Consider the following 12,018-nt stretch of genomic DNA (forward strand, 5'->3'; position numbering starts at 1 on the left):
CGTGTGGCGCCGCCCGTGTGGCCCTTGGGCGGCGCCGCATGGGGTTATCCACAGAACCCCGCTCTACTTCCGCCCGCGGCTGTTCTGGCTGGACAATGAGAGTGGGATGGCACCCCCGGGTGGGTGGGCTCCAGGTGGGTGGGCTCCAGGTGGGTGGGCTCCAGGTGGGTGGGCTCCAGACGGGTGGGCTCCAGACGGGTGGGCTCCAGACGGGGCGACCTCCAGACGGGGCGACCTCCAGACGGGGCGACCTCCAGACGGGTGGGCTCCAGACGGGTGGGCTCCAGACAGGGCGAGCTCCAGACAGGGCGAGCTCCAGACAGGGCGCGGCCCGGACCGAGGGCTTCGAGACAGGCCTAGACGCGTTAGTACGGCTCCGCGCCCTCGTACAGCTTCTTGGCGAGGTCGCCGAGGAGCGTCATGGTCACGCGGTGCAGGCCCGGACCGAACGTCACCCGGGCGACGCCCAGGTCGGCAAGCCGGGCCAGGGGCGGCATTCCGGGCCGGTAGATGACGCTGACCGGCCCCGGGATCCGCTCGACCAAAATGCCGATCGACCTCTCGTCGGTCACCATGATCGGGAAGACGCAGTCGGCTCCCGCCTCGAGGTACGCGCGGCCACGCGCAACCGCCTCCTCCAGGATCTCCTCGTCCGAGGCGCCGGGTAGCGCGTTTCCGTGGAAGACGTCGGTACGGGCGTTGATGACCAGGTCGGGGTCGGCCGCCCGCAGCCCGGCGACGCGTTCGGCCTGTGTCGTCAGGTCGGCCAGGGCGCGATCAGGGCCCGCCGCCTCGCCGTGGAGGGTGTCCTCGAGGTTGCAGCCCACGGCCCCGGCCTCGCGCAGGCGCCCGGCCAGCTCGTCCGGTGCGAGACCGTAGCCGGCCTCCGCGTCGACCGTGACCGGGACGTCGACGCTGCGCGTGATGCGGGCGGCCGCCGCGAACATCTCCTCCGGCGGCGCGCCCTCGCCGTCCTCGTACCCGAGGCTGTGGGCGACGGCGTAGCTCGCGGTGGCGAGCGCCGCGAACCCCGCGTCGGCGAGTACCCGTGCGCTCGCGGCGTCCCACGCGTTGGGCAGCACGAGGAGGCGTTCGTCACGGTGCAGCGCGCGCAGACGCGCGGCCTTCTCGCTGAGGCTCATGCTCTCGACCGTACGGCCTGGAGCGGCCCGGTTGAAGGGCCACTCGGGGAACGCCGGGGCGGAACCCCGCCCCGGCCGGTCAGCAGCTCCAGGTGACGGAAGCCTTGGCGCCCGAGGAGAAGGACACCGAGCCGCTGCCGCCGCTCAGGCAGATGCTGTCGTGCCGGGTGACCTGGACGTACGCGGTGTGGCCGGCGGACAGACTGCCGCTTCCGCCCGCGCTGATGCTCCCGCTGGTGCCCGACACACGCCAGTTGACCGGGCCGCCCCTCGCGGTCAACGTCACCGAGCAGTGTTGGGTGCCGTTCATGTGACAGCCCGACACGGACAGCGTGCCCGGGCCCTGCGGCGCCGCCGGAGGCGGCTGCTGGTGGCCTCCGCCGGGACGCTTCGAGGACGCCCCCGGGGTGGGGGTCTTGCTCGACTTGGACGGCGAGGGAGTGGGCGATCCCGAGCTGTCGCTCGGACTGGGCTCCGCCGAGTCGGACGGGTCCGGGTCGTCGGAGGAGAAGGACGAGGAGTCGCTCGGGGAGGCGATGGGCGCCTCGCCGCTCGTCTTCTGCTGGCCCGAGCCGGGCATCATCAAGAACACCGCGGCCACGATGACCATGACGCAGGCGACCCCCGCGAAGACCGGCCAGAGACGCGGCGCCGTACGCTCCGGCTCGGGTTCGGCCTCCGGCTCGGACGGCGGCTCCGCGCGCATCGCGATGGTCGCCCGCAGGTCCGCGAGCTCGGGGGCGGACGCCGTGCTGAGGACACGTGAGCGCAGCGCGCCCGGGATGGCGGCCGTGGGCATGGCGTGCAGCAGCCGCGCGGTGGCGACCTTGCGGTTGCCGCGCGTACCGCAGATCGGGCAGTTCGAGATGTGCCGGGCGAGCTTCGCGCAGGTGTCGGAGTCCAGTGGCGCGTCGACCGGGCCGGCCAGCGCGGCCACGCTCGGGCAGTCGTCGCGGCCGGTCGCCGCGACGACGACGGCGGCGAACGCGTCGTCCAGGTCGTGCCGGGCCTGTGCCACGCGTACGGACGCGTCGTGCGGCGAAACGCCCAGGACCTCGGCGAGCTCGTGCGGGTCCAGCTCGTGCCTCAGGGAGAGGTCCAGCGCCTCTCGCTGCGGGCCGTTGAGCACGAGGAGGGCCGCGTGCACGAGCTGACGCGTGGCCTCGTCGGCCTCCAGCCCGGCGGCCTCCGGAGCACGCCGGCGCTCGGCGGGCGGGTCGGCGTACGCGCGGCGCCGGAGGCATTCGTTACGGGTCACGGAGTACAGCCAGCCGCGGAACAGCCGCGCGTCCGGCAGCGTGCCGATCCGCTCCTGCGCGGTGATCAGGGAGTCGTGCAGCGCGAGTGCGGCGCCCTCCTGGTCGCGGAGCAGCACGTGGCAGTAGTCGAACAGGCGTGGCGCGTACGCGTCGTAGATCTCGGGCATGGCGGTCGCGTCACCCGCATACAGCGACTGGGCGAGACGCTGGTCGTCGGCCCTGTCGATACTCGGCCAGCCGGCCACGTGGTCCTCCTGCTGAACTGGTGGTGGCACGAGGGCGCAGACGCCCCATTCGTAACGATGGTTCACAGGATCTTGCCACTAAAAGCGACCTCATTGGCAGCTTTTGATGGCAAATATGAATTGTTCAATTACGGTGGGTGACCTATCTCGGCAAAGGCCCAGGAAGCTCTGACCCTGCGTTACAGGAACGCCGCGGCAGGACGCCACGACCTCGACTTACGGACGGACGGTTTGTCGGCCGATCATGACTTCAAATCGGGGAAGTCGTCCTCTCGGAACTCCTCCGGACGGCGTTCGCCGCCCTCCAGCCCCCGCAGCTCGACGCGCCGGATCTTGCCCGAGATCGTCTTGGGCAGGTCGGCGAACTCCACGCGGCGCACACGCTTGTACGGCGCGAGGTGCTCCCGGCAGTGGGCGAGGATCGCGCGGGCGGTCTCGGCCGTCGGCTCGTGGCCCGCCGCCAGGCTGACGTAGGCCTTCGGCACCGCGAGGCGTACCGGATCGGGCGCCGGTACGACGGCGGCCTCGGCCACCGCCTCGTGCTCCAGCAGCACGCTCTCGAGCTCGAACGGCGAGATCCGGTAGTCCGACGCCTTGAACACGTCATCGGTACGGCCGACGAAGGTGATGTAGCCGTCGGCGTCCTTCGTCGCCACGTCGCCGGTGTGGTAGAAACCGCCGGCCATCGCCGCGTCGTTGAGCTCGGCGTCGCCGGAGTAGCCGACCATCAGCGCCGCCGGACGTTCGGACAGGTCGATGCAGACCTCGCCCTCGTCGCTCTCCTCCCCGGTGGCGGGGTCGATGAGAGCGATCGTGTATCCGGGCAGCGGGCGGCCCATCGAGCCCGGCTTGAGCGTCTGCCCGGGGGAGTTGCCGATCTGCGCCGTCGTCTCGGTCTGGCCGTACCCGTCGCGGATCGTCAGGCCCCAGTGCTTCTGTACCTGGTCGATGATCTCGGGGTTGAGCGGCTCGCCCGCCGCCACGACCGTGCGCAGCCCGAGCCGCCAGGCGGACAGGTCCTCCTGGATCAGCATGCGCCACACGGTCGGCGGAGCGCAGAAGCTCGTGACCTCGCACCGCTTCAGTACGTCGAGCATCGCGGCCGCCGAGAAACGGGTGTAGTTGAAGACCAGCACGCAGGCGCCGGCGTTCCACGGCGCGAACAGGTTGCTCCACGCGTGCTTGGCCCAGCCCGGCGAGGAGATGTTCAGGTGCACGTCGCCCGGGCGCAGGCCGATCCAGTACATCGTGGACAGGTGACCCACCGGGTACGACGCGTAGGTGTGCTCGACCAGCTTCGGCTTGTCGGTCGTGCCGGAGGTGAAGTACAGGAGCAGCGTGTCGTCGCCGTGCGTGGCCTCGTCGCCCCCGGAGTACGGCTCGGCGCCGGCCGCGTCCTCGTACGACAGCCAGCCCTCGGCCGGGCCGACCGAGATCTTGGTCCAGTCTCCGGTGAGGCCCTCGAACTTGGCGGTGTCGTCGGCGCGCGTGACGACGTGCCGGACACCGCCGCGCTCGATCCGGTCGGTGATGTCGGCCGGGGTGAGCAGCGTCGTCGCCGGGATGACGACGGCGCCGAGCTTCATCGCCGCGAGCATCGTCTCCCACAGCTCGACCTGGTTGCCGAGCATGAGCAGGATCCGGTCGCCGCGCCCGACGCCGTTCGCCCGCAGCCAGCCCGCGACACGGCTCGAACGGTCGGCGAGCTCGGCGAACGTGAGCTTGGCCTCCGAACCGTCCTGCTCGACGATCCACAGCGCCGTGGCGTCGGGAGACTCCTCGGCCAGCACACCGTCGAACCAGTCCACGGCCCAGTTGAGACCCGTCGCGTCAGGCCAGCGGAAGCCGCTGCGTGCGGTCTCGTAGTCGTCGGCGCGCGCAAGCAGGAAGTCGCGGGCCGCTTTGAAGGTGGCGGCATCGGGGGTCATGCGTCGCATCCTGGCACTCGGCCCCCGACCACGTAAACACCGATGCCGCCGGGATCAGCCTCCGAGGAGGCAGTCGTACTGCACCGAGGCGCTGCCCCCCGGAGAGAACGAAACCGTTCCGGTACCCGACGCCGAGCACGGGCTGGGCTTGTGTGCCGTCACCGTGACCGACTTGCCCTTTGGCAAGGTGCCGCTCCCGGAGGCCGAGACGCCGGTGGCGCTCGAGACGCTCCAATGCACGGTGCCGCCCTGGGCGGTCAGCGTGATGTCGCACGAGTCGTCGCCGACATCCATGCTGCAGGTGCTGACGGACAGCGTGCCCGGCTTCGGGGGCTTGTGCGTCGGCGGCTTGTGGGTCGGCGGGGCCGGCGGCTTCGGCGGGGCCTTGGTCGGCGTCGGCGTGGGGGTCTTCTTGGTCGGGGTGGGCGACGGCGAGTGCTTGGACTTCGAGGGCGAAGGCTCGACGCTGTCGCTCGGCGAGGGGAAGTCCGACGCGCTGTCGCTGGGAGCGGCCGCGACACCGCCGGGGACCTTGTTGTTCAGGTTCTTGGAGCCGTCCGAGTCGCCACCGCTCGTGAGCAGGAAGATAGCGCCGATCACGAGCATGACGCAGGCGGCGACCGCGATGGCGGGAAGCAGGCGGGACGAGCCGCCCTCGCCGCGCCGGCTCTCCTTGCGCGCCGGCTGGGCGCGGCGTTCGAGGCTCGTCGGCCAGCCCCAGACGTCGAACGGCTCGGCGCGCTGCGCGATGCGCAGGCGGTTTTCGTGCTGGTCGGGCGCCTCCGCGAGGGAGAGTACGGCCATCCGCAGGTCGGAGGGCATGGCCGCGACCGGCAGCACCTGCATGAGGCGGTTCGTGGAGACCTTGCGCTTGCGGCGGTCACGGCAGACCGGGCAGGACTCGATGTGGCGGATGAGCTTGCGGCAGACCTCCGTCGGCAGCGGCCACTCGTCCTCGTCCACGAGCGCCGCGACGCTCGGGCAGTCGCCGCGGCCCGTACGGGCGATGATGGCGGCGGCGAGGGAGTTGTCCAGGTCGTCGCGTGCCTGGGCGACCAGCTCCGTGGCCTGCTGCGTGGAGATGCCGAGCACTCCGGCGAGCTCCTCGGCGGACAGGTCGTGCCGTGCGGACAGGTCGACGGCCTCGCGGTGGCGGGCCGCCATCCCGGCCAGTGCGCTGTGCACGAGCTGCCGGGTCTCTTCGCGCCGCTGACGTTCTTCGGCGTCCAGGAACGCGTCCTCGGACTGCTCGGGCGCCTCGTGCCGCTGCTGGGGCCGGTCGGGGTCGCCGAGCTGCCGTAGGCATTCGTTGCGGACGATCGAGTAGATCCAGCTGCGGAAGCGTTCCGGCTCACGCAGCTTGCCGATGTGCTCCCGCGTGGCGATCAGCGAATCGTGCAGGGCGTCCGCGGCCAGATCCTGGTCACGCAGCAGTGCGTGACAGTAGTCGAACAGGCGCGGAGCGTAGAAGTCGTAGATCTCCGCGAGTGCGAGGGCATCACCGTCGCGCAGTGCCTGCGCCAGTCGGCGATCCTCTACACGACCGAGACTGGGCCAACCGGCCACAAGAGCCTCCCGAGAGTGTCATGCCGGACAGCCCCCGGAGATGAAGAAGGAGGCCCGACGCCCCGCTCCCGTCGGGCCTCCGTATTAAAGACGCCGTTCTGAGGAGCCTGGTTCACAGGATCCAACCACTAATCCCAGAAAATCCTCTCCCGAATGATTAGACCGATATGAAGTCGTGTCGACCTCTCAGTGACACTCTGGGGCACAGATACGGCGGGCGATGGTCTCCAGCAGAATTCGCTGCACATCCTGCGGTTTCAGGGCGTGGTAGGCCTCGCCGTTGCTCTGTACGGCGATCTTCTGCATGGCCCCCATGTCCACATCCGGCCCGAAGCCGATGAAGATGACCATAACCGGCCGATCCGGGTCGGCCTCCCGCTTGAGCGTCGCGAGCAGGTTGTTCAGCGAGATGCCGTGGTCGTCGTCGTTCTTCCCGTCGGTCAGCACGAGGACCGAGTTGTAGTACCCGGTCTTGTACGTCTTCCTCAGCGAGCGCACGGACGCGAGGACGGAGTCGTACAGGCCGGTGTTGCCGTCGGGTTTGGGCCGTACGCGGCCGAGCGCGGACAGGATCGCCTGCCGGCGCGTCCCCGACCCGAGCCGCGTGGACAGCGGCCCGATCGGCACTTCGGTCCGGTAGTCCAGACTGCCGTTCAGGTTCGTGGAGAACGTCCAAAGGCCGAGGTCGGTCGCGTCGGGCAGCATCGCGAGCCCGCCCTGGGCCACCTGCGCGGTCGCCTGCATCCGGGTCACGCCCTTGCCGACCGGCTGGGCCATCGACCCCGACACGTCGAGAAGGGTCAGCATCCGGGTGCGCAGCGAGAGCTTGGTCCATGCCTGCATGACGTCGGTGACGTCACCGGTGCCGGGGGAGGGCAGCGCCCGCGGGATCCGGGGGCTCAGCCCGCTCTTCGCGGTGAAGCCGTCACCGGGGTGACCGTCGGGAGTGCGGAACCCCAGCGCCTGTACGGCCTTCGTGGCCTGCGGGCTGCTCATCGCCTGTTCGAGGAGCCCGGCCGCGCGGACCTTCGTCTGGTCGGAGGTGGCGAGCGTGAACGGGTAGTCCAGGCTGAGCAGGCCTTCGCTCGGATAGAGCGCGGTGGCCGGTGTGGCCGGGTTGCCCTGGTTGAACTTCCAGACCGACTGCTCGGGGACGATCAGTACCGGAGACCGCCCGTGCAGCTGCCGGTGGAAGCTGGCGAACAGCGCCTGAGGCGTCGGCGAGAGGCTGTTCTGCACGTTGCGCACGATCTGGGTGAAGATCGGATTCGCGTTCGGGTCGCCCTGGAGCAACTGGTGTGTCATGACGACGGCGGCCATGCCACCGGCGTTGAGGTTCGGGTCGAGGATCTGCAGGTGCACGGAGTCGGCCGGCAGCATGTCGTTCTTGCTCACCGCGCCGGCGGAGAGCGCGTCCGTGGCCTTGAGCAGCATGTCCCAGGTGGGACGGATCCCCTGGTTGCGGATCTTGGTGGCGAACGTCCGCGGTGTGGCGACGACGATCGGCGTCTTGGCGACCGAGGTCGGCGTCAGGCTCACTCTCGACGCACCCTGGGGCGTGCTGTGCACGATGGTGACCCAGAGCGAGGAGTCGGGGATCCAGATATCCGGGTTGATCTCGCCGGGGACGGAGCCGCCGCCCGACAGGACGGTGGACATCCCGGCCGGGTCGGACGCCTTCACCTTGGCCTGGACGCACTTGCCGTCGACCGAGTGCTTCGCGTCGTCGAACGACTTGGCGATCTGACTCATGGCCGGGGCGACCTCGGGGGCCACCGCGACGTTGAGCTGGACCGAATCGCCGCTGCACCCGCGGCTGCCGGCCAGCGCGTACACGCCCGCGCCGAGCAGGATCGCCAGCCCGATCGCGCCGGCCAGCGGGCCGATCAGCGTGCTGAGCGAACGACGGCGCACCGCACGCCGCCGGCCCGCGCCGCTGGGCATCGAGCCGGGCCCGCCGTGACCGAAGTCGTCGCGGCCGAAGTCACGGTCGTCGTCGTCATCGCCGGGGCCGCCCGAACCGCCGTGGCCGGACCCGCCGGGGCCTCCCGGATCTCCCCGGCCTGGGCCTCCCGCGCCCGGTCCACCCGGCTCCGGGGCGCCGTAACCGGGGTTGCCGTAGCCCGGGTTGCCGTAACCGCCGTAACCGGAGCCGCCGTAACCCGGACCGCCTCCGTAGCCCGGGTTGCCATAGCCGGACCCGGCCCTGGACCCGGACCCGAGGCCCGGCCCGCCGAGGCCGCCCAGGCCGGATCTGCCGAGACCGGGTCCGATGTAACCGGGACCATCACGGCCGGGAGCGGGTGGACGGTCGTCGGGTGGGCCGCCCTGATATCCACCGCTCGCAGGCGGGTCGTTCCGTTCGTTTCCGTAGCCGCGGTACGGCTCGCGACCGCCTCCGCCGCCGTACTGTCCCTGCGGTCGGCCCTGCCCTGGCGGCGGTGGTGCGAACTGACCCGTGTCGCCGGAGTTCCCGTGCCCCGGGGGTACCGGCCGGCCGGACCGACCGTCGTCGGGCGTGCCGCCCGGGGGCATCTCCTTACGGCGACGTCCGCTCACGGTTGTCCTCTTTCGCGATGGATGGGTGGATATAGAGCGGAACTGTAGTCGCCTTGCAAGCTGTGACCAAAGAGACAGGAGGGAAGAGATTGCAGGTCAACGCGATCTTGATATGACTGAGAACCTTGCTCTGTGGTAAAGGAGCAGCCCGCCCGCTGCGCGCCGATCAGGGGCTCCCAGGCCCGTGTACTGCGGAGTCATCCGGCAGGGCGGGTAAACCTTAGGGTCACGTCCGGTTGACTGCACGCTCTCGCGGGCCCGTTCTCGGCCGCGTGCCAAGATGCGATCCGGTATACGCACGAACCTGAACCCCGGACTCAGCTTCGTCGTGCACAGTAGGGCGGGGGTTACGGGCGGCGACTGGGGGACAACGCAATGACCGAACTCGCGACCGCGCAGGACGATTCGACGTCACGCCCGGTCACCCGGCGGCGAGGGATGGCGATGATCACCTGGATCTTGGTGGCCTGCTGGCTGCTGTGGGCGGTGGCGCGTCTCGTCGGCGTGGACCGGATCTCTTCTCTCTCCTCCGTCCTGGTCCCGGCGATGGCGATCGTGCCGTACGTCGCGGCGGGCGTGGTCATCCCGCTGGCCATCGCCGCGCTGACCCGCAACTGGGTGGCGTTCGGCGTCGCGCTGGCCGTCGCCGCGGTGTACGCCGGGATCGTGCTGCCCCGCGCGTTCAGCGGCGGGCAGCCGCGCGCGACAGGCCCGGAGCTGCGGATCCTGACCGCCAACCTGAGGTTCGGTGCGGCCGGCAACGCGTCACTGGTCGACCTCGTACGCCGCACCGGCGCCGACGTGCTCAGCGTGCAGGAGTTCACCCCGGACGCGGCCGACCGCCTCGACCAGGCCGGCATCGAGGGGCTGCTCCCGTACCGCATGATCGATCCGCGCAGCGGCCCCGAGGGCAGCGGCCTGTACTCCCGTTATCCGCTGAAGGAGCTGCCCGAGCGGGGGCCGACGACGTTCGCCATGGTCAGCGCGACCGTCGAGGTGCCCGGCACGTCTCCCGTACGCATGACCGCCGCGCACCCGCCGGCGCCGCTCGGCCGCGATGCCCCGAGATGGCGGCATGACATCGGTGAGATCCCTCCGGCCACGCCGCACGGTCAGGTCGGCATCGTCGCCGGCGACTTCAACGCCACACTCGACCACGCCCCGCTGCGCGAGCTGATCGGCAAGGGCTTCACCGACGCGGCCGACGCGACCGGGCAGGGGCTCGTGCCGACGTTCCGCCCCTGGCCGCCGATCACCATCGACCACGTGCTCGCCGACAAGCGTGTCGCGGTGGAGCGGGTGAAGATCTACCTCCAGCCCGCCAGCGACCACCGGGCGCTCTTCGCGCAGCTGCGGCTTCCGTGACCCGAGCCGGGATACTGGGGGCATGGCTCGCCTGATCCCCGTCGCCGACCCCGCCGACCCGCGCCTCGCCGACTACGTCAGCCTGCGCGACGTCAACCTCCGCAAGAGCCTGGAGGCCGAGCACGGCCTCTTCATGGCCGAGGGCGAAAAGGTCATCCGGCGTGCCATCGCGACCGGATATCCGGTGCGGTCACTGCTCATGGCACGCCGCTGGGCCGCCCCGCTGGCCGACGTGCTCGGGGAGGCTCCGGTGTACGTCGTGGACGACGAGGTGGCCGAGGCGGTCACCGGGTTCCCGGTGCACCGTGGCGCCCTGGCGTCGATGGAACGCCTGCCGCTGCCGCCGGTGACCACCCTGCTCGGCGCGCGCGTACGCCGGATCCTCGTGCTGGAGGACCTCGTCGACCACGGCAACGTGGGAGCGATCTTCCGCTGCGCGGCGGCCCTCGGCGTCGACGCGGTCGTGCTGTCGCCTCGATGCGCGGACCCGCTGTACCGGCGTTCGGTGAAGGTGTCGATGGGAGCGGTCTTCGCCGTCCCGTACGCCCGGATGACGGACTGGCACGCCGGCCTGCACGAGCTGCGCGCGGCCGGGTTCTCGTTGCTGGCCCTCACCCCGGATCAGGCGGCGACGCCGATCGACAAGGCACCGCTGGGTGAACGGGTCGCACTCATGCTGGGCGCGGAGGGCGACGGCCTGTCCTCCCGCTGGCTCCGCGAGGCCGACGAACCCGTCTGCATCCCGATGAGCAGCGGCGCGATGGACCTGGGAGTCGACTCCCTCAACGTGGTCGCGGCCGCCGCGATCGCCTGCCACGACCTGATGCGCGGCTAGGACGCGTCCGGCCGAGGGCGTTCGTGGCGAGCGCCACGCGGGCAGGCATGTGCCGGACGCCGCCCAGGAGCCACACGGGCGGCCGTGGCCGCCCGTGTGCGGGTCTCAGTGGGCGCCGTTGGAGCGCCGGGTCCTGCGGTGCGCGCCCTGGGCCCGGGGGGCCTTGACGGCCGCGCGGCCGAGCCGGACCTGCGTCAGCAGCAGCGAGAACGCCACCAGCAGCGCGGCCAGCCAGGCGGCCTGCGTGCTCGCGAGCTTCTCGAAGGTCAGCTGGTCGGCGTCGTCCGCGGTGCCGCGCATCGACTGGGTGTTGCCGGTGTTCTGCACGACGGGCCCGGGCGCGGTCGAGGGCGTCTGCTGCGGCGCGATCGAGGGAAGCACGGCCGGGTTGCCCGACGGGGACGTCGAGCCGGTACTGCCGGAGTTCAACGGCAGGTTCGACCCACTGGTGGTCTCATTGCTGGACCCGCTCGATCCGCTGCTACCGCTCGATCCGCTACTGCCACTCGACCCACTGGAGCTCGACGAGGACGACTTCGGCGTCTTCGTCACCTTGAGGGAGTACGGCTTGACTCCGCTGTCCACGCTGCCGGAGAACGCCTCGCCTGATACTCGAACGGTCCCGCTCGTCATCTTTGTAGAGACGGTCACCGTGAAGTCGATGTCCTGATCCGTCCCGTTACCGATGTTTCCGAGCTTGCACAGACCGGCCGAGAGCGTGCAGTGCGCACTGATGCTGGCATTCGAGTCTGTCCCGAGGCTCAGCTTCACGTCCGACACGCTCGGCTTGTCACCGGTGACATGTGCGGTGAACTTGACCGCTGTCCCGGCATGGACCGCGCTGGTACTCGCGCGAGACAGGCTCAGGTGCAGCGCCGGCTTGGGCGGCGGCGGAGTGGTAGGCGAATCCGACGGGGTCGGGGTCGCTTTCGTGGGCGACGAGGATGGTGACCCCGGAGACGTTCGCGGCGTTACCGTTGGCGATGGGGTCGCCTCCGCCAGTGCCGCCGATGCGGTGCTGCTGACCAGGACAACTCCTGTGCCAACGGTGATGATCAGTGGGTTTCGTACCGATCGTGCGAGCACCGCCTACAACCTCCTCAACGATCGCTTCTGATA

Annotated in this window: 10 protein-coding genes; 4 read left to right on the forward strand and 6 right to left on the reverse strand. The window is 70.6% G+C overall.

All coding sequences use genetic code 11. The features are described 5' to 3' along the window. Nucleotides 1-365: 365 nt before the first annotated feature. From FB559_RS24670 to FB559_RS24690, 5 genes are all read right to left on the reverse strand, one after another. Nucleotides 366-1,142 carry an isocitrate lyase/PEP mutase family protein gene (locus FB559_RS24670; protein WP_141958064.1) on the reverse strand — a complete coding sequence of 259 codons (777 nt, stop codon included), beginning with the start codon at nucleotides 1,140-1,142 and terminating at the stop codon, nucleotides 366-368. Between the two features lie 79 nt (nucleotides 1,143-1,221). Next, on the reverse strand, nucleotides 1,222-2,646 hold the full coding sequence (locus FB559_RS24675) for an RNA polymerase sigma factor (protein ID WP_141958066.1): 1,425 nt from the start codon (nucleotides 2,644-2,646) through the stop codon (nucleotides 1,222-1,224). A 242-nt stretch (nucleotides 2,647-2,888) separates the two neighbouring features. Beyond that, a complete protein-coding gene (locus tag FB559_RS24680; protein ID WP_141958068.1) occupies nucleotides 2,889-4,574 on the reverse strand; it encodes an AMP-binding protein in 1,686 nt (561 codons plus the stop codon). 54 nt (nucleotides 4,575-4,628) lie between these two features. Beyond that, nucleotides 4,629-6,140, reverse strand: a complete 1,512-nt coding sequence (locus tag FB559_RS24685) for an RNA polymerase sigma factor (RefSeq protein WP_141958070.1) — start codon at nucleotides 6,138-6,140, stop codon at nucleotides 4,629-4,631. Between the two features lie 186 nt (nucleotides 6,141-6,326). After that, on the reverse strand, nucleotides 6,327-8,699 hold the full coding sequence (locus FB559_RS24690) for a substrate-binding and VWA domain-containing protein (protein ID WP_141958072.1): 2,373 nt from the start codon (nucleotides 8,697-8,699) through the stop codon (nucleotides 6,327-6,329). A 375-nt stretch (nucleotides 8,700-9,074) separates the two neighbouring features. Here FB559_RS24690 and FB559_RS24695 point away from each other — a divergent pair, with 375 nt between their 5' ends. Both FB559_RS24695 and FB559_RS24700 read left to right on the forward strand, forming a co-directional pair. After that, nucleotides 9,075-10,064 carry an endonuclease/exonuclease/phosphatase family protein gene (locus FB559_RS24695; protein WP_221640170.1) on the forward strand — a complete coding sequence of 330 codons (990 nt, stop codon included), beginning with the start codon at nucleotides 9,075-9,077 and terminating at the stop codon, nucleotides 10,062-10,064. 22 nt (nucleotides 10,065-10,086) lie between these two features. Continuing rightward, nucleotides 10,087-10,899, forward strand: coding sequence for a TrmH family RNA methyltransferase (locus FB559_RS24700; RefSeq protein WP_141958074.1), 813 nt, complete (start codon nucleotides 10,087-10,089; stop codon nucleotides 10,897-10,899). Nucleotides 10,900-11,004: 105 nt separating this feature from the next. Here the strand turns inward: FB559_RS24700 and FB559_RS24705 are convergent, their stop codons facing one another. Beyond that, nucleotides 11,005-11,226 carry a hypothetical protein gene (locus FB559_RS24705; protein ID WP_141958076.1) on the reverse strand — a complete coding sequence of 74 codons (222 nt, stop codon included), beginning with the start codon at nucleotides 11,224-11,226 and terminating at the stop codon, nucleotides 11,005-11,007. Here FB559_RS24705 and FB559_RS24710 point away from each other — a divergent pair. Beyond that, nucleotides 11,216-11,569, forward strand: coding sequence for a hypothetical protein (locus tag FB559_RS24710; RefSeq protein WP_141958078.1), 354 nt, complete (start codon nucleotides 11,216-11,218; stop codon nucleotides 11,567-11,569). The two genes, FB559_RS24705 and FB559_RS24710, sit on opposite strands and share 11 nt — an antisense overlap. Nucleotides 11,570-11,830: 261 nt before the next feature. Then, on the forward strand, nucleotides 11,831-12,016 hold the full coding sequence (locus FB559_RS24715) for a hypothetical protein (RefSeq protein ID WP_141958080.1): 186 nt from the start codon (nucleotides 11,831-11,833) through the stop codon (nucleotides 12,014-12,016). The last annotated feature ends 2 nt before the right edge of the window (nucleotides 12,017-12,018 follow it).

The sequence above is a fragment of the Actinoallomurus bryophytorum genome, assembly GCF_006716425.1.
In the GTDB taxonomy this organism is placed as follows: Bacteria; Actinomycetota; Actinomycetes; order Streptosporangiales; family Streptosporangiaceae; genus Actinoallomurus; species Actinoallomurus bryophytorum.